The sequence below is a fragment of the Acidilobus saccharovorans 345-15 genome (assembly GCF_000144915.1).
Lineage (GTDB): Archaea > Thermoproteota > Thermoprotei_A > Sulfolobales > Acidilobaceae > Acidilobus > Acidilobus saccharovorans.
Genome location: NC_014374.1, coordinates 37,903 through 63,384, shown reverse-complemented (window position 1 = coordinate 63,384; position 25,482 = coordinate 37,903). Strand labels below are relative to the sequence as shown.

The 25,482-nt window shown below is 62.6% G+C and carries 28 protein-coding genes; 18 read left to right on the top strand and 10 right to left on the bottom strand.

What is annotated here, in order from left to right:
- Positions 1–3: 3 nt before the first annotated feature.
- Complete coding sequence (locus tag ASAC_RS00290; RefSeq protein WP_013265980.1) at positions 4–1,374, top strand: ABC transporter permease; 1,371 nt, start codon at positions 4–6, stop codon at positions 1,372–1,374.
- Between the two features lie 47 nt (positions 1,375–1,421).
- Positions 1,422–2,408, top strand: a complete 987-nt coding sequence (locus ASAC_RS00285) for a Gfo/Idh/MocA family protein (protein WP_013265979.1) — start codon at positions 1,422–1,424, stop codon at positions 2,406–2,408.
- Here the strand turns inward: ASAC_RS00285 and ASAC_RS00280 are convergent.
- Positions 2,397–2,825: a hypothetical protein gene (locus tag ASAC_RS00280; RefSeq protein WP_013265978.1), complete on the bottom strand. Its 429-nt coding sequence runs from the start codon at positions 2,823–2,825 to the stop codon at positions 2,397–2,399. The genes ASAC_RS00285 and ASAC_RS00280 overlap by 12 nt on opposite strands.
- Before the next feature lie 58 nt (positions 2,826–2,883).
- Between ASAC_RS00280 and ASAC_RS00275 the strand changes: the two genes are divergently transcribed.
- Complete coding sequence (locus ASAC_RS00275; RefSeq protein WP_013265977.1) at positions 2,884–3,258, top strand: hypothetical protein; 375 nt, start codon at positions 2,884–2,886, stop codon at positions 3,256–3,258.
- A 34-nt stretch (positions 3,259–3,292) separates the two neighbouring features.
- On the top strand, positions 3,293–3,508 hold the full coding sequence (locus tag ASAC_RS00270) for a hypothetical protein (protein ID WP_013265976.1): 216 nt from the start codon (positions 3,293–3,295) through the stop codon (positions 3,506–3,508).
- On the opposite strand, the gene cysC is transcribed toward ASAC_RS00270, so the two are convergent.
- The gene (cysC, locus tag ASAC_RS00265; protein ID WP_013265975.1) at positions 3,486–4,028 is read right to left on the bottom strand and encodes an adenylyl-sulfate kinase; all 543 of its coding nucleotides are present in this window, start codon (positions 4,026–4,028) and stop codon (positions 3,486–3,488) included. The two genes, ASAC_RS00270 and cysC, sit on opposite strands and share 23 nt — an antisense overlap.
- A gap of 111 nt (positions 4,029–4,139) precedes the next feature.
- Between cysC and ASAC_RS00260 the strand changes: the two genes are divergently transcribed.
- Positions 4,140–4,379 carry a hypothetical protein gene (locus ASAC_RS00260; protein ID WP_013265974.1) on the top strand — a complete coding sequence of 80 codons (240 nt, stop codon included), beginning with the start codon at positions 4,140–4,142 and terminating at the stop codon, positions 4,377–4,379.
- 10 nt (positions 4,380–4,389) lie between these two features.
- A complete protein-coding gene (sat, locus tag ASAC_RS00255; RefSeq protein ID WP_048812915.1) occupies positions 4,390–5,553 on the top strand; it encodes a sulfate adenylyltransferase in 1,164 nt (387 codons plus the stop codon).
- Here sat and ASAC_RS00250 read toward each other — a convergent pair.
- Positions 5,531–6,796: a hypothetical protein gene (locus ASAC_RS00250; RefSeq protein WP_013265972.1), complete on the bottom strand. Its 1,266-nt coding sequence runs from the start codon at positions 6,794–6,796 to the stop codon at positions 5,531–5,533. The two genes, sat and ASAC_RS00250, sit on opposite strands and share 23 nt — an antisense overlap.
- Before the next feature lie 135 nt (positions 6,797–6,931).
- Here ASAC_RS00250 and ASAC_RS00245 point away from each other — a divergent pair, with 135 nt between their 5' ends.
- The 8 genes from ASAC_RS00245 (at position 6,932) to ASAC_RS00210 (ending at position 17,266) form a co-directional block, all read left to right on the top strand.
- A complete protein-coding gene (locus ASAC_RS00245) occupies positions 6,932–8,314 on the top strand; it encodes a hypothetical protein (RefSeq protein ID WP_013265971.1) in 1,383 nt (460 codons plus the stop codon).
- Positions 8,315–8,399: 85 nt separating this feature from the next.
- Positions 8,400–10,724 carry a M1 family metallopeptidase gene (locus ASAC_RS00240; RefSeq protein ID WP_013265970.1) on the top strand — a complete coding sequence of 775 codons (2,325 nt, stop codon included), beginning with the start codon at positions 8,400–8,402 and terminating at the stop codon, positions 10,722–10,724.
- A gap of 64 nt (positions 10,725–10,788) precedes the next feature.
- Positions 10,789–12,729: a S9 family peptidase gene (locus ASAC_RS00235; RefSeq protein ID WP_013265969.1), complete on the top strand. Its 1,941-nt coding sequence runs from the start codon at positions 10,789–10,791 to the stop codon at positions 12,727–12,729.
- On the top strand, positions 12,726–13,241 hold the full coding sequence (locus tag ASAC_RS00230; protein WP_013265968.1) for an NUDIX hydrolase: 516 nt from the start codon (positions 12,726–12,728) through the stop codon (positions 13,239–13,241). Before ASAC_RS00235 ends, ASAC_RS00230 begins: the two co-directional genes overlap by 4 nt.
- A gap of 50 nt (positions 13,242–13,291) precedes the next feature.
- Positions 13,292–14,212 carry a VIT1/CCC1 transporter family protein gene (locus ASAC_RS00225; RefSeq protein WP_013265967.1) on the top strand — a complete coding sequence of 307 codons (921 nt, stop codon included), beginning with the start codon at positions 13,292–13,294 and terminating at the stop codon, positions 14,210–14,212.
- A gap of 68 nt (positions 14,213–14,280) precedes the next feature.
- A complete protein-coding gene (locus ASAC_RS00220) occupies positions 14,281–15,048 on the top strand; it encodes a hypothetical protein (RefSeq protein ID WP_013265966.1) in 768 nt (255 codons plus the stop codon).
- 186 nt (positions 15,049–15,234) lie between these two features.
- A complete protein-coding gene (locus ASAC_RS00215; protein WP_048812682.1) occupies positions 15,235–16,071 on the top strand; it encodes a heterodisulfide reductase-related iron-sulfur binding cluster in 837 nt (278 codons plus the stop codon).
- On the top strand, positions 16,064–17,266 hold the full coding sequence (locus tag ASAC_RS00210; RefSeq protein ID WP_013265964.1) for an LUD domain-containing protein: 1,203 nt from the start codon (positions 16,064–16,066) through the stop codon (positions 17,264–17,266). The genes ASAC_RS00215 and ASAC_RS00210 overlap by 8 nt, the downstream gene beginning before the upstream one ends.
- Here ASAC_RS00210 and ASAC_RS00205 read toward each other — a convergent pair.
- Entirely contained in the window at positions 17,255–17,494 is a 240-nt protein-coding gene (locus ASAC_RS00205; protein WP_013265963.1) for a hypothetical protein, read from the bottom strand. The genes ASAC_RS00210 and ASAC_RS00205 overlap by 12 nt on opposite strands.
- 113 nt (positions 17,495–17,607) lie before the next feature.
- On the opposite strand from ASAC_RS00205, the gene ASAC_RS00200 reads away from it, so the two are divergent.
- Positions 17,608–18,807, top strand: coding sequence for an MFS transporter (locus ASAC_RS00200; protein ID WP_013265962.1), 1,200 nt, complete (start codon positions 17,608–17,610; stop codon positions 18,805–18,807).
- Here the strand turns inward: ASAC_RS00200 and ASAC_RS00195 are convergent.
- Both ASAC_RS00195 and ASAC_RS00190 read right to left on the bottom strand, forming a co-directional pair.
- Positions 18,804–19,838 (bottom strand): aldo/keto reductase, encoded by a 1,035-nt coding sequence (locus tag ASAC_RS00195; protein ID WP_013265961.1) that lies wholly within the window; start codon positions 19,836–19,838, stop codon positions 18,804–18,806. The two genes, ASAC_RS00200 and ASAC_RS00195, sit on opposite strands and share 4 nt — an antisense overlap.
- 42 nt (positions 19,839–19,880) lie before the next feature.
- Positions 19,881–20,258, bottom strand: coding sequence for a thioesterase family protein (locus tag ASAC_RS00190; protein ID WP_013265960.1), 378 nt, complete (start codon positions 20,256–20,258; stop codon positions 19,881–19,883).
- Positions 20,259–20,398: 140 nt separating this feature from the next.
- Between ASAC_RS00190 and ASAC_RS00185 the strand changes: the two genes are divergently transcribed.
- The gene (locus tag ASAC_RS00185) at positions 20,399–21,193 is read left to right on the top strand and encodes an ATP/GTP-binding protein (protein WP_238523610.1); all 795 of its coding nucleotides are present in this window, start codon (positions 20,399–20,401) and stop codon (positions 21,191–21,193) included.
- On the opposite strand, the gene ASAC_RS00180 is transcribed toward ASAC_RS00185, so the two are convergent.
- On the bottom strand, positions 21,181–21,966 hold the full coding sequence (locus ASAC_RS00180) for a GNAT family N-acetyltransferase (protein WP_013265958.1): 786 nt from the start codon (positions 21,964–21,966) through the stop codon (positions 21,181–21,183). The two genes, ASAC_RS00185 and ASAC_RS00180, sit on opposite strands and share 13 nt — an antisense overlap.
- Before the next feature lie 70 nt (positions 21,967–22,036).
- Between ASAC_RS00180 and proC the strand changes: the two genes are divergently transcribed.
- Positions 22,037–22,843 (top strand): pyrroline-5-carboxylate reductase, encoded by an 807-nt coding sequence (proC, locus tag ASAC_RS00175; RefSeq protein WP_013265957.1) that lies wholly within the window; start codon positions 22,037–22,039, stop codon positions 22,841–22,843.
- A 98-nt stretch (positions 22,844–22,941) separates the two neighbouring features.
- Positions 22,942–23,820, top strand: coding sequence for a cation efflux transmembrane domain-containing protein (locus tag ASAC_RS00170; protein WP_013265956.1), 879 nt, complete (start codon positions 22,942–22,944; stop codon positions 23,818–23,820).
- Here ASAC_RS00170 and ASAC_RS00165 read toward each other — a convergent pair.
- The 3 genes from ASAC_RS00165 to ASAC_RS00155 are packed head-to-tail and all read right to left on the bottom strand — an operon-like array spanning position 23,789 to position 25,434.
- On the bottom strand, positions 23,789–24,178 hold the full coding sequence (locus ASAC_RS00165; protein ID WP_013265955.1) for a hypothetical protein: 390 nt from the start codon (positions 24,176–24,178) through the stop codon (positions 23,789–23,791). The two genes, ASAC_RS00170 and ASAC_RS00165, sit on opposite strands and share 32 nt — an antisense overlap.
- Before the next feature lie 31 nt (positions 24,179–24,209).
- Positions 24,210–24,773: a tRNA-intron lyase gene (endA, locus tag ASAC_RS00160; protein ID WP_013265954.1), complete on the bottom strand. Its 564-nt coding sequence runs from the start codon at positions 24,771–24,773 to the stop codon at positions 24,210–24,212.
- Positions 24,757–25,434, bottom strand: a complete 678-nt coding sequence (locus ASAC_RS00155) for a hypothetical protein (RefSeq protein WP_148217068.1) — start codon at positions 25,432–25,434, stop codon at positions 24,757–24,759. Before ASAC_RS00155 ends, endA begins: the two co-directional genes overlap by 17 nt.
- Positions 25,435–25,482 lie beyond the last annotated feature (48 nt).

Below are 25,482 nucleotides of genomic sequence, written 5' to 3'. Positions count from 1 at the left end.
TGAATGTCGGAGGAGGCAGGATCCAGCTTTACGTTCTACCTGAAGTACGTGCTGAAGAGTAAGAGCGCCCTGGCAGCGCTCGTGATAATATTTGTGTTTGTTGGGCTCGCCGCCTACGTGAGCACGTGGCCCAAGAGCGTGGCTTTCAACTACATAAACAACCTCCAGTACTGGGAGAGCGCATACCCAACGGTCGCGGCGCCTTCCTGGATGGCGGCGCTGAGCCCCTCCAGCTACGCCCCCTCCCTGTACGTGAACCCCCACTCCGTGAAGGTGTATGAGCACGTCGGCACCGTCTACGTGTATGAGCTCACGTACATCTTTGAGTGGCGCTACTCAAAGGTCCCAACGGACGTGGTATTCAACTTCGCCTCCAACGCAACGATGCAGTACATGCTGGTGGAGTGGGTTAAGCCCTCAGGGTCAACTGTCAATGCCACAGTGACCGTGACGGGAACGACGTACTCCTTTGACCTCAGCGCCCTGGCCAAGCCTCTCTCGGCCTACCTGCTCCAGAAGACGGGCACCGTGCCCACGGTGCTGACCACGCAGGCCCTCGCAACGGCCCTGTTCAGCAACCTCTCCAGGAGGACCGTGGGCCCAACGGAGCTGGGCACCTACAGGGTGAATGTCTTCATCGCGACCGCCGGGCCCGCCAAGTTCAAGGCCGCCCAGGTGAGGGTCATGGGGAACGCCTACGGGGCGCTGGGCACAGACATCTACGGCAGGCCGATATTCCTTGGCATACTGCTTGGGCTCCCCAACGCGCTTGAGATAGGGGTGGTCACCTCGCTGCTGGGGGTGCTCATAGGCGCCTTCATAGGTGGATACGCGGGCTTCCTGGGCGGCAAGACGGACGCCGCGCTCAACTGGTTCAGCACGGTCATACTGGCCCTGCCAGCCCTGCCGTTCCTGGTGGCCCTTGGGCTGCTGCTGAAGTCGGGCCTCTCAATAATGGAGGAGGCCCTCCTGATAACCTTCCTGAGCTGGCCGTTTTACGCAATAATAGCCAGGAGCGCGGCCCAGAGCATAAAGACAAACTCGTTCGTCGAGGCTGACAAGCTGATGGGCATACCCTCCTACAGGACGTTCCTGACGCACTTCCTGCCCAGGCTGGTGCCGTTCATAGTGGCCTACACCGTGCTCGGGATACCCGGGGCGATACTGCTTGTTGAGACGCTCGCCTTCATAGGCATAGCCCCGCCCAACATAGTGACGTGGGGAGGCATACTTGACGCCGCGTACGACGCCAACGCCGCGCTCAACGGGTGGTGGTGGTGGATACTGTTCCCAGGCCTTATGATAGTCTTCGTCAGCCTGCCCTTCGTAGTGGTGGGCTTCGCGATAGAGAGGGCCTCGTTCGGCGGAAGGTAAGTGCATAAGCCTTTTTGCCAGGCCCCTTCTTTCTCCTGGGACCAGCGTTGAGGATAGCGGTCGTCGGCAGCAGGGGCTTCGGCTCCGTCCACCTGGCCGCCATGTCGAGGCTTAAGGACGAGGGCTTCGACATAGAGTACTACACCTACAGCTCCTCCGAGCAGGAGGCCAAGGCCATAGCGGAGAGGTTCGGGGCCGCGGGCTACTTCACAAACTATGATGACGTCCTCTCGTCGAAGGTTGACGCGGTTGACCTGGTCATAAGCCACGACGCCCACATGCCCATGGCGACGAGGGCCCTCAGGGCGGGCAAGCACGTCATGCTTGAGAAGCCCATAGCCAGGAACATGGAGGAGGCAGAGGCCATAGTCAGGGCCGCTGAGTCCTCCGGCCTCAAGTTCATGGTTGCCGAGAACTACCACTTTGACGAGACTTTCAACGAGCTCTACAGGCAGCTGCCCAACGTGGGCAGGGTTCACACGGTGATAGTGAGGGACATACACTACAACCAGCCGAGGACCTGGAGGAAGGTCAAGGAGCTCATGGGCGGCGGGGCAGTCATAGACGGCGGCATACACATGATACACGTCATGCTTAACGTGGCGGGCGACTACTCGTCCGTGTGCTCCATGGTCTACCGCACGGGCAGCGTCGACATGGAGGGGGAGGACGTGGGGGTCGCGATGTTTAACTTCAGGTCGGGCGCCAGGGGGGTCTACATGTACGGCTGGGCCTTCAGGAGCGCCGCCCCGGCGCCCATAATAGAGGTCTACGGCGACAAGGGGTCCATATACGAGGACCCCTCCTCGAGGCTCTTCCTGGAGTCCAGGGGCTTCAGGTACTTCGCCAGGCACGGGGACCTGGTGGTCAACGGCTCAAGGGTTGAGGTGGCGAAGAAGGACATGATAGGTGAGGAGGTAAGGGCGTTCGCCGACTACGTTGACGGCAGGAGGAAGGACAACCCTATGCCCACCGAGCTTGAGCTCAGGGACCTCAGGGCCGTCCTCGACATATACTCCTCCTCAAGGTGCTGACCACTTCTTGGCCCTCTCCACCTTGTCCTTAATGCAGAGGAGCGCGACGTCGTAGGCATACTCCACGTCCCTCTGGGTCAGCACCCTGTAGGCGGTGCCGCTCCTCAGCATGTAGTGTCTCCTGAGCACTGCAGGCACTATGGAGTCCAGGTCCTCGCCCCTCATTATCATGGCGGCCACCTCCCTCACGACCTCGTTGTTGCAGTCCCCTGGCCTGAACGGGGTGGACCAGCTCCTGACCTTTACTAGGCCTTCCTCGACGCACTTGGCGGCCCTGAAGTAAAGGGACTCGAACTGCTCGTCGTTCATGTCAAGCTTAAAGTCGTAGTGTAGGGCGGCCCTTATCATCTCCTTAGTCATCCCCAGCGCTATGAGCCCTGCCACGGCCCTCAGGGTGCCCCTGCACTCCTCGCTCATTTTGCAGCACATGCTAACTGTTTTATTTTACGGCAAATTACGCCTTCGTGGCGGTCCAATGGACTGGCTGGCCATAGAGAGGGCAATGGTCAAGGCGCCTTACCACGTTGACTACGTTGTGCCCAAGGACTCCGTGCCCAGGCCTGAGGAGCAGTGCCTCGAGCCCTCCTTCGGGAAGCCCAGGGGGCAGCTGAGAAACTGGAGGGCCACACTGAGCGACGGCAGCTGCCTCCACGTGCTCGAGTTCAAGCACTTCTACGTGGTGCACAGGGACAGGGCCAACCTGAACGACAGCGTGATAAGGCACGTGGCCCTTGACGAGCCCAGCATGGCCGTGCTCTCCTTCTGGCTCCCCCTGCTGGAGCTTCTCAGGGCGCTGCTTAGGGCCAGGAGGAGGAAGAGGCTCAGGGCCATGGGGAGCCCCTGCTACTAGCCTTATTAGCTTCACAGCCAGGCGCAGGCCGGGGATGGCGTTGACCGAGGAGAGGGCCCAGGTGTCCATACCCAGGGACCTCTACGAGAAGGCCAAGAACTACGTGGAGGCCCAGGGGACCTTCAAGTCCGTTGACGAGCTCGTTGAGTTCCTCCTCAGGCAGCTGCTGGAGGAGCAGGAGACCAGCGTCATGAGCAAGGAGGACGAGGAGGCCGTGAAGGACAGGCTCAGGAGGCTCGGCTACCTCTGAGCCTTGAGGTTATGAGGTTAACCAGCTTCTCGGCGTTCTCCTCAACGCTGTTGTTTACAGTGTCAAGCACCAGGTCGGGGCTCAGCGGCTCCTCGTAGGGGTCCGAGATCCCCGTGAAGTGCCTGATCTCACCTGCTAGGGCCTTCCTGTAGAGGCCCTTGGGGTCCCTCCTTATGCACTCCTCCAGCGGGCACTTGACGTAGACCTCGAGGAAGTCCGCCTCCTCGGATATTATCTTCCTGACCTCCTCCCTGGCGTCCCTGTAGGGGGAGACGAAGCTGCATATCACTATTACCCCGTTCCTTGCCAGGAGCCTGGCCACCCACGAGGCCCTGACCAGGTGCCTCACCCTCTCCTCCTTTGTGTAGCCCGCCTCGGGGTCTATGTGGGACCTGAACCAGTCGCCGTCAAGCACCTCGACCCTGTAGCCCATGGCCCTGAGCCTCTCGGCCGCGGCGTTTGCTATCGTGGTCTTGCCGCTTCCCGGCAGGCCTGTCAGCCAGGCAACTAGCCCCCTCAAGCCCCAACACCGCCGAGCCGACGCGTCCTAAGGGGCTTTAAAGCGTGGGCTTTAATTAAGCTTAATTAAGCTTAAATATCCCTAATTAAATTTAATTAGGCGGTGAAGCCAATGGCCAGGAGGCCTGAGGGCGAGAGGGGGAGGTACACGACAGTCTCAATACCGACCCCGCTCTACGACAGGATAAAGAGCCTCATAGCAGGCACCGGCTTCAACAGCGTCTCCCAGTTCGTCACGTACGTCCTCAGGGAGGTGGTGAGCGACATGGAGAGGGAGAAGGTGCAGAGCGCCGTGAGCGAGGAGGAGAAGGAGGAGATACTGAGGAAGCTCAAGAGCCTGGGCTACCTGTGAGGTGTCCAGGATGGCATCCCAGCCCCACGGAGGAAGGCTTATTGACAGGGTGGCCAGGGGGCCCAGGGCGGAGAAGCTCTCCTGCGAGGCCGCTGAGCTTCCGGCCGTTGAGCTCTCCGGGGCGTTAGCGTATGACGTGGCCAACATAACGCACGGAGTCTACAGCCCCCTCGAGGGCTTTATGACAGAGGACGAGTACGAGAGCGTGCTGAGGAACTCGAGGCTCACGAACGACCTCCCGTGGACCATACCCATAGTGCTTGACGTGGAGCCCAGGCTGGCCAAGGAGGTCCTCGGCTCGGAGATAGCGCTGTCCTACAAGGGCGTCAGGTTCGCCATAATGAGCGTTGAGGACGCCTACCAGTGGGACAGGAAGGCCTTCGCCGAGAGAGTCTTCGGCACCACCGACCAGGCCCACCCGGGCGTGGCCCTCCTCTACAGGAGGGAGGGGCAGGCCCTCATAGGAGGCAAGGTTGAGCAGTTCGCTGAGCTGCCCGAGCCGTTCGAGAAGTACAGGCTGTGGCCCAAGGAGACCAGGGTGCTCTTCGACCAGCTGGGCTGGAGGAGCGTAGCGGCGTTTCAGACAAGGAACGCCCCTCACATGGGGCACGAGTACGTCATGAAGGCGGCCCTGAGCTTCGTCGACGGCCTCTTCGTGAACCCCCTCGTCGGCTGGAAGAAGCCAGGCGACTTCACGGACGACGCCATAGTTGCTGCCTATGAGGTCCTGCTGAGGGACTACTTCCCCAGGTCGAGCTACGTCTTCAGCGTGCTCAGGATGAAGATGGTCTACGCAGGCCCCAAGGAGGCCATACACCACGCCATAATAAGGAAGAACTTCGGGGCAACCCACATAATAGTTGGCAGGGACCACGCTGGCGTCGGCTCCTTCTACGGCCCCTACGACGCGTGGAACATATTCAAGGAGTTCCCAGACCTTGGGATAACCCCGCTGTTCCTCAGGGAGGCGTTCTACTGCGTGAAGTGCGGCGGCATAGTTAATGACAAGATATGCCCTCACGGCGACGAGTACAGGAGGAGGATAAGCGGGACCGAGATAAGGAAGCTCCTCTCGGAGGGCCAGAGGCCGCCGGACTACATGATGAGGCCAGAGGTGGCCGACGCCCTGATAAAGCTCAGGGACAGGCTCTTCATAAGCTCCTCCTCTCAGTGAACGCAAGTATTATGGTGCCGACTATTATTGCGTCAACAGAGTAGCCCACGGCGTTGTTATAGAAGCCGTGCTCCAGCCTAATGGGCTCCAGCCTCAGCGGGCCCGTCGGCGCGGGCTCCCCGCGCGAGGCGCTGACGTTAAGCCCCTGCAGGGACAGCCTGTAGGATCCCAGGGGGCTCAGGTGGGACCTCTCCAGGAGGGAGGGGGTGACCACCGCGGGCCTTGAGGACGTGGCCCACCCTATGACGGAGCCGTTGGCCTCAAGGTAGCCCTGCACGGTCCCATTGATGTAGAGAGCTATGTAGTCGCTCCCTGAGCCCACGAACAGCTGGCCGAGGTACACGATGCCGTGGAGGAACGGGTAGGCGGCGGTCAGGGAGAACGGGTAGTCGAGCGCCGCCGTGGTCTCGGCCTCTGGAAGTCCGCCGTAGGTGTATAGCACTGAGGCCCACCCGGACGGCGGCCTAAGGTAAAGGGCGAGGCCGTTCAGAGTCCTAGCAGCAGCGAAGACGTAGGCCTCATCGCTGTAGACATATGCCGTCCCGTTAAGGGATATCATGGCCTCCTGCAGGTCGTTGACCATCTCCGAGCCCGCCAGGAGCGGCGCCCCGTCGTAGCTGCCAACGTAGTCTATGGTGACGTTGCTGCCGTAGTAGTACGCCTGGGCCCCCGAGGGGTTCACGTAGACTAGGTAGCTGTCGCTGAAAGCTACGGCAACCCCGCCACTGAGCGGGGCCGCGCTGTAAGGGGGCACCAGGGTGGTGAAGTTAGTCGCGTACGCCCTCAGCGAGCCGTTCCTCAGCGAGACCGCCAGGAGCCTGTAGGGCGGGAACGGGGTCGTGTTGAGCACGCCGGCCGCGGCAACGACGCCGTTTTGACAGGAGACGGCAGTGAGGTAGCCGTAATCATCAACGCTGTAGTACGTGGCCTCGGAGCCGCTGAGGTCCACCAGCGAGGGCCTGTCGTGGGATGAGCCGACCACTATGAGCTGGTCCCCCAGCTGGCACGCGGCCGTCGCGGTGACGTTAAGCGAGAGCCACCTGCCGTTGAAGTAGGCCACAGCCGTGCCGTTCCCATCGGCGACCACCCACCCGCTGCTTGGGCTGAAGTAGATGAGCCTGCGGCCCTCCAGGAGCACCCCCCAGTCGGTGGAGGCGCTCACGTAGGGGTAGGCGGCAGCGAAGATGGCCCCGGCTATCAGTATTGAGTAAACTAGGACCGCCACAGCCCACCTAGGTATCAAGCTTGAGCCCCGTGCTCGGTCGCCTGTGAAGTTAAAAGCGGTGAGCAGTGCGCGAGGGAATGGAAGCCCAGCGTTGCATTATGCAGATATGCATATAACTCTTCCCGACACTTTAAGTTCCTTGAGGTGAAGTTATTGGACATCAGGAGGGCCCTCGCCGCGGCCGCGTCAATGCTGTTAATAGCGGCCATAGTCCTCTACCCCGCGACCTCGCTTGCTGAGGGCGTTCACGTCAACAAGAGCAACTACATCTACGTCTACCCCAACAGCGCGGTAGTCGTGTTGGTTAACGGGACGGCGTCGCTTGAGCACGAGGTCCCCAGGGAGAACCTGAGCCTTGAGGTCACGTACTACAGCGCATCGACCTACCTGAGGCTCACATACAGCGGCCAGCTGCCCAGGCACGCGCACTTCAAGTTCAGCGGGATGGGCAAGTTCGAGGGCAGCGGGCTGGGCCTGCAGTCGCTTAACGCCTCAGGCTTCATCAACAGGACCTCCAACGGGAGGGCGTCGGAGCTCAGGTTCAACGGCACTGTGGCCGTGGTGGGCAGCGAGGGCCAGTTTGAGGCCAACGTGAGCCTCTACAGGCTCATAGAGGCGGTTACGTCGCCCTCGCCCGAGTACGTTATAACGTTAAATGTGAACGTGTCCCACACCCCGTACCTTGCGCCCATACAGCTGGCCAAGTACGAGAGCCTGAACACTACGGGCATAAACATAACTGAGCTCAAGGTCTACGAGAACTCGACGTTCACAGAGGTGCTGCTCAAGGCTGTAGTTAACGCCACGCCAGCGCCGCCCAACACCACCCTGGGCCTGGTGCAGGCCCTCATAGGGGCGGCCCTGACGCCCGGCTTCATAAACGGCAGCTACCACTATTACGTTAACTACCAGGCCAGGGTGGCCTCAGGGGAGGTCAGCGTAAACGCCTCCAACGACCTGATAGGGCTTCTGGGGAAGGCCTTAACTGGGGGCGCGCAGGCCCTAGCCAAGCAGGGCGACCTCCAGGGAGGCGCGGACCTGGGTGACTACGGTGGCCTCCTGGGCGAGCTGGCTGACAACGCCGAGCCATTCATCAACGCCACGTCAGAGCTCATAAGTTACATACAGCAGAACTTCAGGGTAGTGGTGCCCTCGACGGAGGAGATAAACGTAACGGGCTACGGCCACAGCGTGACTTTCAGCTTCAGGAGCCCCATGATAATAAAGGCCAACGCCAAGAGCCCCAAGGACACGCTGGTCGCCATACAGTACCTCTTCAGCAACGCGTCGCAGTTCTACGAGCAGAACGGGCTTGACCACATAGCTAAGGCCTTCGCCTCCGTCGAGGGGGAGGAGGTCACCCTTGTTGGCGTCGACGGCGTCGCTGTGAAGCCGTCGCAGACCACGATAGGCAACCTGAGCTCCGTGGTGGTAACTGTGCCGAGCGGCAGCGCGCCAGCCAAGGAGGTCATAGGAGGCTCTGCAGTGGTAGTCGGACTCCTTCTCGTGGCCTTCTTCCTGCTCAGGAGGCACTGAGGCCCGTCGTTTAGCCCCTTCATTTGTTCCTTCACAAGTGCTAACACTTTTTATGTAGTTGTATAACAGGCCTCTGGGACTAAGCTTGGCGTTCGGTCCCAAGGCCACGATAAAGAGGTATGTAATATTCATGGACTTTGATGGCTTCAGGTACAGGGGCCACGAGTCCATAGAGCTTGAGACGCAGGAGGACCTGAGGCTTGACGCAAAGGGCGTGAAGGTGACCTCGGTCAAGGCCAACGGGTCCCCGGTCCAGTTCGCGCAGGACGACGAGGGGGTCACGGTAAGGACCGGCAGGTTCTCGGGCACCCTCGAGGTGGACTTTGAGGGCGAGGCGGCTGAGAAGCTTGTGGGCATATACAGGGCCCCCTACGAGGGCGGCTACGTCATATCGACGCAGTTCGAGTCCGTCCACGCCAGGGAGATGTTCCCGTGCGTCGACAACCCGGCCTACAAGGCCAGGTTCAAGCTCTCGGTGAGGGTGCCCAGGGACCTCCACGCCATATCAAACATGCCCATAGAGAGGGTGACGCTTGATGGCGACAAGAAGGTAGTTGAGTTCATGGAGACCCCGCCCATGTCGACCTACCTGCTATACGTAGGCATAGGCAAGTGGGAGGAGGTAGTCGACAGCGGCGGCCGCTACGTGCTCGCCGCCGTCCCGGGCAAGACAAAGTACGGCTCCCTGGCCCTGTGGGCCGCCAGGAACAGCGTGGACTTCTACGAGAGGTACTTCGGCATACCATACCCGCTGCCCAAGATGCACCTGATAGCCGTCCCGGAGTTCGCCTTCGGCGCCATGGAGAACTGGGGCGCCATAACCTTCAGGGAGAGCGCCCTCCTCGCGCCTGAGGACGCCGACATGGCCCAGCGCAGGAGGGTCGCCGAGGTGGTGGCCCATGAGATAGCCCACCAGTGGTTCGGCGACCTTGTGACCATGAAGTGGTGGGACGACCTCTGGCTGAACGAGAGCTTCGCGACATTCATGAGCTACAAGGCGGTCAGCTCCTTCGCCCCGGAGCTCCTCATGTGGGAGAACTTCCTGCTCGGCGAGACCGACGGCGCCATGGTGAGGGACTCCCTGAGCACGACCCACCCAATACACGTGGAGGTCTCGTCACCTGATGAGATAGAGGAGATATTTGATGACATAAGCTACGGCAAGGGAGCAAGCATACTCAGGATGGTCGAGTACTTCCTGGGCGAGTCGTTCAGGAAAGGGCTGTCGTCGTACCTGGAGCACCACGCCTACTCAAACGCCGTGGCCCAGGACCTCTGGACCGCCATACAGCCGTTCACGTCGGTGCCGGTGGCGGACCTCATGAACGACTGGATCACGAAGCCCGGCTACCCGTACCTCAGGGTCACGGTGGAGGGCAGCAGGGTGAGGCTCGAGCAGCACAGGTTCTCGCTCTCAGGAAAGCTGGAGGACCTGACGTACATGGTGCCGGCCACCATCGAGGTCAACGGCAGGAGGGTAGACGCCATATTCAGCTCCAGGGTCCACGAGGTCGACGTGGGCGAGGAGGTGAGGCAGCTCAAGGTGAACCTCGACAGGGCTGGCTTCTACAGGGTCCTCTACCCGGACCTCTCGAGGCTCGCCAGGCTGAACCAGTTTGAAACCTACGGGCTCCTCAACGACTACTACTACTTCATGCTCGCCGGCCTGGTCAGCAGGGACGACTACCTCAGGGTAGTTGACATGAACTTCAGCGTCCCCGACTACCTGCCCGCCCTCGAGCTGAGCAGCGAGCTCTTCAACCTGTTCCTTGTAAACCCGGCCGTGTTCGCCCAGAGGGCCATAGACTACCACAGGTCGCAGTTCGCCCTCCAGTCCAGGAGGCCCGAGGAGCAGCACAGGGAGCTGGCGGGGAGGGTGGCGAACAGGCTGGCCATAATGGACCGCTCCTTCGCCAACGAGCTCGCGTCCCAGTTCGGCAAGGAAGTCGACCCAAACATGAGGCAGGCGGTATACACGGCTTACGCGGTGGCCGCAGGCGACCTTGAGGGCCTGAGGAGGGAGCACGAGAGGCAGCAGCTGGACTCTGAGAGGATAAAGGTCCTCGTGGCCGCGGCCCAGATAAGGGACAGGTCGGCCCTGCAGCAGGCCATAGAGTGGATAGCCTCAGGGAAGAGGCAGGACATGCTCTACGTGCTCACGGTTGGGCTCAACCCCGATGGCAGGGACCTGGTCTGGGGCTGGCTCAGGGACGGGGGCCTCGACAGGCTGGAGAAGGCCTTCGAGGGGACGGCGATAGTGCAGAGGTGGCTCCTGGGCTACCTGCCGTTCATAGGGCTCGGGAGGGAGAAGGAGGTCAGCGACTTCTTCGCCTCAAGGCCGGACGGCAGGAGCGCGGAGGTAAGGGGAGGCCTGGAGATCCTGGAGGCCTACTCAAGGCTGAGGCAGTGAGGCCTTCAGGCCCTAGCTTTTATTTTTCCCACCGCAGCGATACCTGGGGTTCAACTTGTCAGGCATGTCGCCTGAGGACCTCTCCAAGCTCACCTTAGTCTCAAGCCCGGCGGCCTCGCCCGACGGCTCCAGGGCCCTGTTCGTGGTCTCAAGGCCTGACCTTCAGCAGAACAGGTACGACAGCTCCATATGGCTCTACGACGGCAGGTCCTACTACCCCGTGACCTCAGGCCCTGGGGACTCCTGCCCCGCATGGTCCCCGGACGGTCAGACGATAGCCTTCATCAGGACAGTGAGGCAGGAGGGGCAGCCGGCCCAGACCTCCGTCATGTTAATGAGGCCCGGCTACGAGCCCGTGCCCCTCTTCACCTGGAGCTTCGGGGCCTCAGCAATATCGTGGTCCCCTGCGGGGAGCTCAATAGCGTTCCTGGCCAGGAGGCCGCTTGGGCAGGGCGAGTGGAAGGACTACTCCAAGAGGGAGGCCCTGGTGATAGAGAGGCTCCCGCCCTTCTTCAACGGGGAGGGCTACATATTTGACAGGCCCAGGAACATCTACCTGGTCAGCGCCAACGGAGGGGAGCCCAGGAGGCTGACCTCCCACGCGCTTGACGTGAGCGACTTCGCCTGGTCCCCGGACGGCAGGAGCATAGCGTACGTTAAGCAGCTCGAGGAGGTGCACGCCCAGTACGACGAGCTGAGGCTCATTAACGTTGAGACTGGCGAGGACGTGCAGCTGCTCTCCAAGGTCTCGATAGCTGGCCTGGCCTGGTCCTCGGACGGCAACAGCATTGCCCTGCTCATGCACAGGTTCGAGAGGGGGCTCTCGAGCCACTACAAGCTTCACTCCTATAACTTGAAGACCGGGGAGTTGACAAAGGTAGAGCTTGGCCTCGACAGGAACCTGCTCAACAGCGTCAACAGCGAGGCCAGGGGGCCCTCCTGCACTAAGCCAATACAGGCCTCGGGCGGCTGGCTCTACTTCAGCGTCAGCGACGCCGGCAGGGCGTGGCTGTACAGGGCGACACTCAGCGGCAGGGTGGAGCCCGTGCTCAGGCCTGAGGACGCGGTGATCGACGACTTCAGCGTGGCCCAGTCCTCCGACGTGGTCTACTACACGCAGATGAACGAGTCCGAGCCCGCGGAGCTCTACGTGCTAAGGGGGACCTCGGGCAAGAGGCTCACGTCCTTCAACGACGACTTCCTAAGGCAGGCCTCGCTGCCGAGGGCCTTCAAGGCCAGGGCAAGGGCGAGGGACGGCACGGAGCTTGACTTCTGGGCGCTGCTGCCCAGGGACGCCAAGGGGAAGGTGCCGTGGATGCTCTACATACATGGAGGGCCTAAGACGAGCTACGGCTACGGCTTCATGGTGGCCTTCCACGTCCTCGCCTCGGCTGGGATAGCCGTGGTCTACGGCAACCCGAGGGGGAGCGACGGCTACAGCGAGGACTTCGCTGACATAAGGGGCAGGTGGGGCACCGTCGACTACGAGGACCTCATGACTATAGCTGACGAGGCCACGAGGCAGTTCCAGCAGCTCGACCCCGGCAGGGCGGGCGTGGCCGGCGGGAGCTACGGGGGGTTCATGACCAACTGGGTTATAACCCACACCTCCAGGTTCAGGGCAGCCATGACTGAGAGGAGCTGCGTGGAGTTCTACAGCGACTGGGGCACAAGCGACATAGGCTGGTTCTTCGACGAGGACCAGCTGATGGCCCAGCCTCCGTGGAAGTCGGCCGAGCAGTACCTCAAGGCGAGCCCGATGACCTACATAGAGTCCGTTACAACGCCGCTGCTCATAATGCACGCCCTTGAGGACTACAGGTGCCCCGTGAGCCAGGCCCTCCAGCTCTTCACCGCGCTCAAGGTGCTCGGCGTTGAGGTTAAGCTGGCCCTCTTCCCCGGCGAGGACCACGACCTGACCAGGAGCGGCAGGCCCAAGACAAGGGTTGAGTACCTCAAGCTGATGCTTGACTGGATGAAGGGCCACCTGGGTGAGGGCAGGTGAGCGAGCCCAGGCTGAGCTCGAGCGAGGAGCTCTGCTCGGGGGCCAGGGTGAGGCTTGAGAGGGTAAGGTTCTCCTACAACGGCAGGGAGTTCGACGCCGACAGGGTGACCTTCGGCCTCTCCGTGGCCGTGCTGCCCGTGCTTGAGGACGGCAGGGTCATACTTGAGAGGCAGTGGAGGCCCGCCACTGGCTCCTGGGTCCTTGAGGCCCCGGCGGGCAGGGTTGAGCGGGGCGAGACGCCCGAGGAGGCGGCCATGAGGGAGCTGGAGGAGGAGACGGGCTACAGGGCGTCAAGGCTGACGAAGGTTTACGAGGCCTACGTGAGCCCGGGCTACAGCGATGAGGTGCAGCACGGCTACATAGCTGAGGGCCTGACAAGGGTTGGCCAGAGGCTTGAGCCTGACGAGGTCATAAGCCTCGCCTTCATGAGGCCCGAGGAGGCCCTTGGGCAGGCGAGGGACCTCAAGACCATAGCCCTGTTGGAGGCCTACGTCAACTTAAGGCGGGGCTAAATCTGTAGAAAGATATAACGGTCACGGGGCCACATGATTTCAGGTGGGCCATGCAGTCCCAGCTAAGCCTAACTGAGGAGGACATGAGGAAGATAGAGGCCTACTGCAGGGACGAGCTGGGCACATACCTGCTCTACGAGGCCCTGGCTGACGAGGAGGAGGGCGAGCTCTCGCAGAAGCTGAGGCAGGCAGCCGAGCAGGAGAGGGGCCACTACCTCTTCTGGAGGTCCCTCCTAGGCAGGGACTGCCAGGCGTCGCCGCCGGGCAGGGCTTTCAGGCTGCTTTACAAGGTCTTTGGGCCAGTGTTCACCTTGGAGGCCCTGGAGAGGAGGGAGGCCAGCGCCGCGAGGGAGTACAGGAGGTTCATGCCCAGGATGCCCCAGGAGCTCAGGCCAAGGCTTGAGCAGATAATAGCCGACGAGGAGGGCCACGAGTCGGAGTTCCTCAGGGGGCTCAAGGACGTCAGGGTTGAGTACCTGGGCTTCGTGGCCCTCGGGATGGCAGATGCGATAACTGAGCTAGTTGGCGTCTACGCTGGCTTCCTGGGGGCCACGGCGAGGACCCTCATAGTTGGGCTCGCCGGCCTCCTGGTGGGCTTCTCGGCAGCCATATCCATGGCCGCGGCGGCCTTCCTGCAGTCCAGGCAGGAGGGGACCACGAGGCCAGGCCTCAGCGCGGCGGCCACGGGCCTCTCCTACTTCGTGACGGCCCTGCTGCTGGGCATACCTTACCTGCTGCTGAGCAGCACCGCCGAGGCCCTGGCGGCGTCCCTGATGATAGGCATAGGTGTCCTGGCGGCGTTCCACTTCTACAGCGCCACGGTCAACGGGACCAGCTTCGCCAGGGAGCTCGGCCTGGGGCTGCTGATACTCCTCGGGGCCACCGCCGCGGGCCTCCTGTTCGGCGACGTGATAGGGAGGGCCTTCCACCTCACGGGCCTCTTCTCTGTGGCGCTTCAGGCCCTGAGGTAGCCTCATACCTCTTTTATTGATCTTCACTAATTAGGCCACGAGGACCAGGTAACAGGCGGGGGTCGGTCTTGTCCCAGTCAAAGGTTGACAAGTACACCGTGATAGAGCTGAGGCTGACTGACGCGGAGCTGGCGGCCCTTGAGAGGAGGGCCAAGGACGCCGGCTACCAGGACGTGAGGTCGTACCTGGAGGCCATAGTCAAGGGCGGGGGCCCTTCTCCCCCGGCCCAGGGGGAGAGCTTAGAGGGGCTTGCCAAGAGGCTCGAGAGGCTAATACAGGACATGCTGAACCCGTTCACCCAGAAGGTGGACGACCTGGCCAAGAGGCTGGCCCAGATAGAGGAGGACATAGAGTCGCTGAGGCAGGAGAGGCAGGCCGCGCAGCCGCAGGCCGAGAGGAGGGAGGCCGAGGCTGGGGGCAGGCAGGGTGGCAGCACGGCGGTTGAGAGGCTGAGGAGGCAGGGGGTGGTCTTCCAGGAGGAGCTGCCGTGGCTCAAGGCCCCTGACAAGTTCTTCGCCAAGCTGGGCAGGGAGGGGGCGGTGGTGCTCACCCTGAGCGACGGCAAGGCAGCGGTGGACCCGGAGTTCTGGAAGAAGTTCGTGGCCGAGGTGGAGTCCACCTCGCTCAAGGACCCGAGGCAGGTGAGCGACAAGGTGCAGGCCGACATGGGTGACAGGGCGGCAGCGCTGTTCAACAAGATGGTGAGGAGCGGCCTCATAATATACGACGAGGACACAAAGAAGTGGAGGGTGGCTAAGACCGCTGGGAAGGGGAGCGGCGGGCCGCCGGAGTACGAGGCCGAGGAGGACGAAGAGGACGAGGAGGGCTACCTCTGAATGCCATAAGGGGTTACGTAAACGCGCCGCAGGCAGGCTAATTAGCTTGGGCCAGCCTCAGGGGCTCAGTGTCAGGCTTGAAGTTCGCTGAGCTCCTTAACCTCATGGCGGAGCTCGACGAGAGGACGGGCTACCCAATGCCAGTGCCCCCGGGGTTCGCGTCGAGGTGGTCCGAGGGCCTTGGCCTTGGGAGGAGGGGGGAGCGGGAGGCTGCTCTTCACCGGGGCCCTCTACCAGCTGGTGCCCTACATAGAGGGCACGGTGGAGCTCCTCCGAAGCCTTGAGAGGGCCGAGGGGGTCAGCTGGGCGGCCCTGAGGGCCGCAAGGGTGGCCTCAAGGAGGCTCGACCTCTCACTGCTCGTCAGGCCTGACCCCGAGCTCGTGGAGTGGTCAAGGAGGGTCCTGAGGTCGATGGCGAGGCTGCTGCTCGCCTCCGGCGCGGAGTTCGACTACGTGCCCGAGCTCTCTGACATGTACAGCGGGGCGCTGCTCAGGGACTACGGCATGGCTGAGGCCTTCAGGAGGCACGCCGAGAGGGTGGTGAGGGCAGTGAGGTCCGCCGGCTACGAGGAGCTCATAGTGGTGGACCCCCACACCATGGACACCGTCACCAGGGGCTACCAGGAGGTCCTCGGGGAGGGCCTAAGGGCCGTGAACTACATGGAGCTCGTGAGGCCCACGGCCAGGCGCGGGCTGGCGGCGACCGTGCACGACTCGTGCGTGTACGCGAGGAAGCTCGGCATTGTAGACAGGCCCAGGGAGCTCCTGAGGGAGGCGGGCGTCAATGTGACGGAGGTCAGCAGGTCCGGCAGGTGGACCTACTGCTGCGGCGGCCCCCTCGAGGCCCTCCTCCCCTCGCTTGCCCAGGCTGTGGCGGCGACCAGGGTCAGGGAGCTGGCGGGCGCGGGCGACACGGCGATAACCATGTGCCCCATATGCTACGTGAACCTCCGCAGGGCCTCGAGGTCCTCAGGGGTCCCGATAAGGCTCCTTGACCTGGCCGAGGTGATAGGCGGTGAGTGACGAGCTCCTCGAGGGGTACGCCAGGGCCATACTGAGGGCCCTGGAGGACCCAGACCTTCAGGAGGCCCTCCACACCTACGTGCCTGGCTCCGAGGAGAGGGTGAGGAGGTTCCTGGAGTCCAGGCCTGACATAGTCCAGCTGGCCAGGGAGGTCAAGGCAATAAAGGAGTACTCCATAGCCCACATGGACGAGCTCATAGACGAGGCCATGAGGTCGCTTAAGTCTGTTAACGCGGTCCCCCACTACGCCGCCGACGCCAGGGAGGCCAGGGAGCTGGCCCTCAGCCTGGTGGGCAGGGGCAAGGTTGTAGTCATGTCGAAGTCCATGACTGCCGAGGAGCTCGGCATAAGGGAGGCCCTGGAGGAGGCCGGCAACGAGGTCTGGGAGACCGACCTGGGGCAGCTGCTCGTGCAGCTTGAGGGAGGGAAGCCCATGCACTCCATAGCGCCTGCAATACACATGACTGTGGCCAGGGTGGCGCAGCTGCTGAGGGACAGGCTGGGCCTTGACGTCAGCCCCAGCGACGCGCCCCAGCAGATGGTGGCCAAGGTGAGGGAGTTCCTCAGGTCCAAGTTCGTAAGCGCAGACGTGGGCATAAGCGGGGGCAACGCGTTGGCCGCCAGGGAGGGGGCCCTGCTGCTTGTCGAGAACGAGGGCAACATAAGGATGGTCACGAACCTGCCCAGGCTTCACATAGCCTTCGTGGGGGTCGAGAAGCTGGTCCCAACGATGCTTGACGCATTCAAGGTAATACTCGTGCAGGCGGCCTTCGCCGGCCTCTACCCGCCCACCTACGTAAGCCTCATAGCCGGCCCGAGCAGCACCGGCGACATAGGGCACAGGAGGGTCTACGGCGCCCACGGCCCCGTTGAGGTCCACGTTGTCCTTGTGGACCACGGCAGGAGGGCGGCAGCCAAGGACGTGGTGCTCAGGGAGCAGCTCAGGTGCATAAGGTGCGGCTACTGCCAGTTCGTCTGCCCCGTGTGGGGCCAGGTGGCAAACAACTGGGGAGGCTCAACGTACGGTGGGCCCATGGGCGTCAACTGGACTGCCATAACCGAGGGAGTTGACAGGGGCGCGGCCCTGGCGATGCTCTGCCTCGGCTGCGGCAGGTGCGACGTGGCGTGCCCCGTCGAGATACCCATCTCCGGCATACTCGCTGACCTGAAGAGGAGGTTCACGTCATCCCTTTGACTTGCTCACCCTTAGCTGGTGGCTCCTGGGGAACTCGAAGTCAATGAGCCTCCTGAGCAGCTGCCTCAGCTCCTCCTCGCCCACCTCGTAGGTGGCGTTCTTGAAGCCGTGCTCCGTGACTGAGAAACCGTCGCCCCTCTTCCTGGTGATCTCAAGCCAGCGGTCCCCCTTGAAGCTCTCGACCCTGAGGGTCTCGCCGTCCTTGAGCTTGAGCGACTGGGATATCACCAGCCTGTCGGCGGAGCCCGCTGGGACCCACGGCAGCCCAGCTCACCTCGGCTCGAGGGCCCGTATGGAATAATACGTTTAAATTACTACTGGCAGTAGTAACAAGGATTCCCATGTCGGGCAGGAGGCTTCCGGTGATAGTGGCCAGCGCCACGGTGACCATGTTCGCCTGGGGAGTGGTGCTCGCGCTGGCGCCGCTGCTGACCGAGTGGCCCGTGGTCCCCAGCAGCTACGACGTGTACCTCCTGGTCGCCTCCCCCGCCTCCCTCCTGGCCGGCAGCTTCATAATGGGCAGGTTCACGGACGCCTTCGGCAGGAAGAGCGGCTTCATAGTTGACATGGTGCTCTTCGCCGCCTCCATACCGTTTATACTGTTCGCCACCGGCCCCCTGGACCTCATAGTCGGCATAGCCCTCGCGGAGTTCTCGCTGGGCGGCGACGAGACCACCCTGCTGGCCTACCTAGCCGAGGAGGCGCCGGAGGCCCACAGGGGCAAGATACTTGTGGGGGTCACAAACGCCGCGAACGTGGGCGCCCTCACGGCTTCAGCCATATCGCTCGTCACGAGCTTTTCAGTGGGCCTCCAGAGGCTCGCCTTCGCCCTCCTGCTGGCATCGGCAGTGCCCGTGATAGTTGTCACCAGGTTCATGGCGCCGGAGTCCTTCAGGTGGCTCAAGTACAGGTCAGGGGAGAGGGTCTCGCTGGGGAGGGGCGACTACGCGGTCAGGGTTTACCTCCTGCTGACCATGGCCATAACCGTCGTGCTCACCTACGCCCTCATGGCCCTGGTTATAGGCCCCTACCTGTTCCCCAGGCTGACGAGCCTGATAGTGTTCACCTACAACCTGGGCGAGTCCCTCGCAGGCTTCGCCCTCCTGCCTATAATAGACTCGACAAGCAGGAGGACGTTCCCGTTCATAGCATACCTCGGGGGCGTCATAACCATGGCCCTGTTCATACCCCAGTACGTGGTGGCCAGGTCGTCGCTGATGGCGTTTGAGTCCCTGCTCTTCCTCAACGGGGTCTTCGGCGAGATGGCCTGGGCGGCCAGGGTGGTCCTGGAGCCCGAGCTGTTCCCCACGAGGCTCAGGGCCACCGGGGTTGGCGCGGTGAGGGCGGCGGCCTACGCGCTCTACACGGCCTCCATATTCTTCACGCAGCCCTTCAGCGAGTTCTCGTACCTGGTCTACAACGTGGGCCTGTGGGCTGTTGGCCTCTCCGGTGCGGCCCTCTGGCTCGCCAGGGGCATGGACACGGCGCGCAGGCCCCTTGAGGCCATATCAGATATACAGGTCCCCGTGAGGAAGCGCTAGCCCCTGCCCTGGAGGGCCTCGTCTATGGCCTTCATGTCGTCGTCCTTCAGGCTCACGCTGAGGGCCTCGACCGCCTCGTCTATGTGAGAGGCCTTGGTGGCGCTGGTTATGGGTATGAGCGTGACGCCCAGCTGCTCCGACCTCTTGATCACCCAGGCCAGGGCGAGCTGGGCCATGGTTATGCCCTTCGAGTCCGCGACCTCCTTCATGGCTTTCAGAACTGCCGCCGTCCTGTCGCTGAAGTACCTCCTGCGTATCTCATCCGTTATTGACGCCCTGCTCAGCTCCGGCACGGCCCACCTGTTCTCCTTGAAGTCGTAGTACTTGCCCGTCAGCACCCCCTGGGCCAGTGGGCTGTACACCATCACCGCCAGGCCATACCTCTTGGCCACCTCAAGCCTGCCGTCCCTCTCTATGCCCCTCTCGAGTATGTTGTAGAGCTCCTGCATAGTTACGAAGCGGTCGACCCCCACCCTGTCCGCCAGCTCCAGGAACTCGACAACGTCGTGGGCGGGGTGATTGCTTATGCCCGTGTAGTTCACCAGGCCCATCCTCACCAGGTCCTGGAGGGCCCTCAGCGTCTCCAGCTTTGGTGTGTCGGGGTCCGGCCAGTGGAGCTGGTACAGGTCTATGTGGTCAGTGCCGAGCCTCCTCAGGCTCTCCCTCGCCTGCCACATTATGTGCTTCCTGCTGAGGCCCTCGCCGTTGGGCCACGCGGCCATCTGCCCCCTCACCTTGGTGGCCAGCACTATGGACTCCCTGTCAACGGTCGCCAGGAACTTGCCCACGACCCTCTCTGAGTTGCCGACGTGGTTCAGGTCCACGGGCTGCATTATGCCGTGGTACCTGTTGGCGGTGTCTATGAAGTTGACCCCGAGGTCGTAGGCCCTCCTCATGGCCTTCAGGGCCTCCTCCTCGTCGACCTTGAGGACCCCGAACTCGTCGACCTGCCTTGAGGGCGGCAGGTGCCACGTGCCCAGGCACAGCCTGGAGACCTTCACGCCGCTCCAGCCGAGCCTCACGTAAATCATTTCAGGTCAGTGAAGGCGAGGATGGAGGGCTTTTAGGCGTTTCTACCTTACCCCGGCCCTCCTGAGGAAGTCGTCCTTGTTTACCACGACCCTCTCGTGCACCCCCTCGCCTACCAGCCTCCCGCAGCACTCGGCCCTGAAGCTGAGCCTGGCCCTCTTGCCGTCGAAGTTCTCAACCCTCACCGTTACCTTGACCGTCGCCCCCTGGGGCGCGGGGGCCTTGTGCCTCAGCTCCACGTAGGTGCCTACCGTGGTGTACCCCGGGCTCACGGCCCCCGAGAGGCACCTTGAGGCCACGGACTCGACAAACGCGAGGAGGCTCGGGGTGGAGAGGACCTCCACGTCTCCTGAGCCAACGGAGACCGCCAGGTGGGCCCTCTCTACCCTGAAGTCGTCGCTGCACTCCACCAGCTCAGCCATTGGGGTCCCTTGGAAGCGATGTTAAGGTTATTAAGCCTCGGATAAAAAGGCTTAGCCTGACCGGGAGGACGCCCCGCGCGAACTGACCCGCGTCCCGGGTCTGCGTGTGCGCGAGGCTTTCCCCAGCCCGGTGCTTGGCCTTGAAGTTCATAGTGATGGTGGGGCCCGCGGGCTCCGGCAAGAGCACACTAACCATGCAGTTAGCCTCAGCCATGGAGTCACTCGGGGCCACGGTGGTCAAGGTGAACTTTGACCCGGCCGAGGACAAGCCGCCCTACGAGCCTGACGTCGACGTGAGGGACTACGTGACGGCGGAGGAGTTCATGGAGAAGGGCCTAGGGCCGAACGGGGCCCTGGTGAGCGCCATAGACTCGCTGATAAACCACGTGGACAAGGTCAGGGAGGAGGTCGAGCAGTTCAGGCCGGACTACGTGATAGTGGACACCCCGGGCCAGCTAGAGCCCTTCGCCTACAGGGTGGGAGGCCCCCTGGTGCTCGACGCCCTCATACAGGACGACAAGGCGGTCACAGTGTTCCTCATGGACTCGGTGTTCTTCGAGAGCCCAGCCGACATAGTGTCCATACTGACCCTGGCGTCCTCCGTTAACGTGAGGCTCAGGAGGCCGCAGGTAAACGTGATCAGCAAGGCCGACCTGCTGAGCCCTGAGGTCGTGAACAACGTGCTCCCCATGCTGCACGAGGAGGGCTACCTCGAGGCGGCGGTCAGGGACTCGAAGGTGCTGAGCGGCACCGAGCTCAACCTGTCGCTGAGCCTCGCCAGGGCCCTGTACGAGGCGGGCTACATAGGTGAGATACTTCCCGTCAGCGCCTACGACGACGTGAGCCTGAAGGAGCTCTACGGCAAGGTGCAGGAGGTCCTCGAGGGAGGGGACGACTACAGGATATACGACGTTGACGAGGATCAGGGGGACTGAGCCAGGCTTACCAGCGCCAGGTAGCTTATCCCCCTGGACCTGTAGTTCAGGAGGGAGTTGATCGCCAGGCTAGTGATGTTATCCACCTCAACTGTTATGTAGACCCTCTCGACCCTCGCCAGGGCCTCCTCGGTGGCCACGCTCGAGAGGCTTATGCCAACCTTCCTGCTCCTGTACTCGGGGTCCACGAAGAGGGAGCCCAGGTACCACCAGCCCTCGGCCATGGCGTAGGTGGCGGCCACCCCAACCAGCCTCTCGCCGTCCCACGCCCCAAAGGCGGTGCTCCTCATTATCATGTCGTCGGCCCACTGGGCCCTTGACTCGTCCCACTTGGAGAGGAGGTCCCTGAGGTCCTCTATGTGGTGCTCGTCCAGCGTCGAGAACTGGATGAAGTCCGGCCTCCCCTCGAACCTCCTGAAGCTGGCCCTGTCAACCTCCATGACGTGAAAGGCCGTCAGGCCCTCGACCCTGGCCCCGCCCCTAACCAGCTCCTGTATCACGCCGAAGTTTGACGTTGATACCCAGGCCCTGCCGTAAGACCTGAGGTAGTCAAGCGCGGCCCCTAGGGCGCCGGAGCAGGGCCCCCTGCACACGACGTCTATGAAGTAGTCCTCCGAGTAGTTGGACCTCTGGAGGCCAACGACGTCGCCGTCTACCTCCCTCACCTCCTCGAGGGAGCTGAGCCACTGGGTGCCCTCAAGGGAGCCGAGGAGGAATATCGAGGGCATGTCCATGGTGTCCCTCAGGAGCCTCGCGCCGTCCTCGCTCAGCATGCTGGCACCGCTGAAGCATTGTCATCAAGGCTTAAAAATCCTGAGCCTTAGCCCTGAGCCCAGTGGGAACGTGGACAGGGCGGTCGCAGTTATAGGCGCTGGAACCATAGGGGGCGCAATAATCAGGGGCCTCCTGAGGGCCGGAGGGGGCTACAGGGTAGTCGCCACCGCCAGGAGCAGCTCAACCGTGGAGAGGCTCAGGGGCCTGGGCGTCGAGGCCACCACGGATAACGTTGAGGCCGTCAGGGAGGCCGACCTGGTGATCCTCACTGTCAAGCCCTACGTCGTGGCTGACGTGCTCAGGGAGGTGGCGGCCGAGCTCGAGGGCAAGCCGCTCGTGTCCCTCGCGGCAGCCGTCAGCACGGGCTACATAGCCTCGAGGGCTCCGAAGGCCAAGGTGATAAGGGGGATGACAAACATAAACGTAGAGGTCAACGAGGGCTTCACCACGCTCTCGGCCGGCCCCAACTGTGACCAGGCCGCCAGGTCGGCCGCCGAGGAGCTCTTCAGGAGGCTCGGCACGGTGGAGTGGGTTGACGAGAGGTACATGGACGCCCTCACCGCCCTGAGCGGCAGCGCCCCGGCGTTCATAGCGGAGGTAATAGACGCGCTGGCCCTGGGCGGCATAGCGGCCGGCCTCCCGAGGGACCTGGCATACAGGGCCACCCTCATGGCTATGATGGGCACCTCCAGGAACCTGCTTGAGACCGGCAGGCCTCCCCACCAGGTCAGAGACATGGTGCTGACCCCCGCAGGCACAACCATAAGGGGGGTCATGGTGCTCCAGGGCAACGGGCTCAAGAGGACGCTCATGGAGGCCGTGCTGGAGGCCACCAGGAGGGCCAAGGAGATGAGGGACGAGATGGGCCTCTCCTAGGGCTTTAGGCGTACCTAAAATTAATAAGGGGCTGGACACAACTATAGATATGGAGTAGCCCCTTCCTGGCAGGGGGTGATGGCCAGAGGTGATGCCGCTTGATATCGAGGAGCCTGCTGAGGCACGCGTCAAGGCTGTTCCTGGTCACCGGGCTGGCGGGCCTCCCGCTGGCCGTCTACGAGCTCTACCTCGGCCTCGGGAGGGGCTACTACCTGCTTCAGGCTGACGGCTACCACGCCCTGTTCGACTCCCTCCTCGCGGTGCTGTACGCCGTCCTGCTGAAGGTCGCCTACAGGAGGTCCAGGTCGTTCCCCTGGGGCCTCTACAACGCCGAGGGCATAGTGACCATACTGGTGTCCATATTCGTGGTCTACCTTGTGGCCTCGGCCTTCGCCGACTCACTCGCCGGCCCCCAGGTGATGCCCTCCTGGACCTCCTGGATACTCTGGGCCAGCGCCGCCCTCTCGGCGTCAGTTGCCATAGCCGAGGTCAGGTACATGAGGCTGCTCATAGTGAAGTCGGACCTGATGCACGCCAGCGTCGACACCGCCCTTGACTTAGTCGCGGGGGGAGTGATATCGACGGCTTACTTCAGCCTCACGCCTGTGGTGTTGGGCGCTATGATGTTGGTAGTCCTCTACAACGCGGCTGAGAGCTCCTGGACCTCGCTCCAGTCGCTGCTGGGCGCCGAGGTCTTCGGCACCGGCCTCAGGGAGGCCATAGGCAGGGGCATAGCAGCCATGGGGCTGAGGCCCCTCAGGATATACGTGGCCAGGGCCGGCTCCTTCTACCTGGTGCAGGCCATAATAGCGCTGCCGCCGGAGACGACGCTGGCAAGGGCCTACAGGATCAAGAAGAGGGTGTCTCGCCTCATAGCATCCTTTGACGGCGTGGCCATCGCCGACGTCAGGGTGGTCCCGAGCTCTGAGCTGAGGCAGCAGGGGGCTAGAGCTCGTCGGACAGCCTCTTATCTTTGATCGCCAGCCCGGGCAGCTCCCCTTCCTCCTTCAGCTCCTCCTCGAATGACTTCACCTGCCTCGCCCTGCTCTCTATGGCGAAGGAGCACCTGCCGTCTGGCAGCATGGCCTTCTTCTCACAGTAGGCGTACCTGCACTGGGTGCCCACGCACCTGTCGCCCACCAGCGAGCACATGGCTACCTTTACAGGCCTTCCCCTGTAGTGCTCAACCGACACCCTCAGCGCCCTCTGGCCGCACCTGAAGAAGGGGCACAGGGGGTTGCACCTGTCCCCTATGGGCTTTGGCCTTGGCTCCTGCCTAGTCCCCTGGCTGGCCTCAGGCCTCGGGTCCCCTTGTCTTCTGTGGCCGAAGCTCACAGCTGTTCCGCCCTTCGCTCAGAGGAATTAGTTAGGGACGAAGCCATTTAAGCATTATATAATATGGCTCCTCCCCTACCTGGCCAGTGGTGGCGACGATGAACGTCTTCTTGACACTGTGGCTCAGCCTCCCGGCCCTCACCAGCTCAACGGGGTCGAAGGGCTCGTCGGGGTCGTAGTAGTGTATTATGAACGGGGCGTGCTCCAGCCCCGGCCCCTTCCTGTAGGCCACAAAGGAGGCCCCGTACTTGAGGCCTGACCTGACCACGAGCCCCCTTGACCTCAGGGACCTGTAGAGCAGGTACAGCTTCTCCTGCCTGCCGGTGAGCCCCAGGGCCTCCCTCAGGCCGCTGAAGTCAAGGACCCTGCCGTCCTCGCCCTCGACCTCTATCATGCCCCTTTCAACCAGGTACAGGGCCTCCAGGGGGTCAAGGACGAGGGGGGACGATATGGAGCTCGGGTCCCTGACCTTCTCCACGCCCATGGGCCTGCCGTAGAAGCCGATGGAGTAGAGCCTCCTGGAGCCCTCCACAGAGGGGACTACCACGACGCCGCCTATTAACTTGGCCCTGACGGGCTCAGCTGAGGAGTCCAAGGCCGACTAGCCTCACGTAGGTCGAGGCGTTGTAGGCGCAGTCTACAGCGTCCTCGAAGGAGTCTATGACCTCCTTGAGCATGAGCAGCTTGGCGGCCTCGTTGGAGTACCTCTCGGCCACCATGGCCAGCGCCTCGCGGTATATAGCGTCGGCCCTCTTCTCAGACTCGCTGACCAGGTCGAACTTGTCGTCGAGGAGCTTCCTCCTCGCGGCCGGGTCCTTCACAGGGCCCTCGCTGGCCCTCAGCATGTCGACCAGGGCTATTGAAGAGCCCTGCAGCTCCCTCAGCAGGCCCCTGACGCTCTCCACGAGGCTCTCGGGCAGGTTCCTCTCAAGGCTGAGGCTCAGCAGGAGCCTGTAGGTGCCCGCCTCGAGCCTGCTCATTATGCACTCCATCTGCAGGGCGGCCTCTATGTAGAACTCCTTGTAGGCTATGAGGCTGAGCCTCCCGTTGGCTATGTAGTCGAGGAGCCCCTCCTTGCCCTTGGTGACCACGTCCCTGAACTGGAGCAGGTCCTGCCTGTAGGTCTTCTCAATGAGCTCCGGCGAGATGGGGGCCGAGCTGAGCACCTGGAGCATGTGGCTTGAGGTGTCCTCAACCCCCTGGGCCATAGTTATGAGCCTCTCAATGATGGTGTTGGAGGTGATGCTCTCTCCCATTATTAACACCGGCCGGGCTGTATAGTCGCGCGTAACCATATAAGTTTA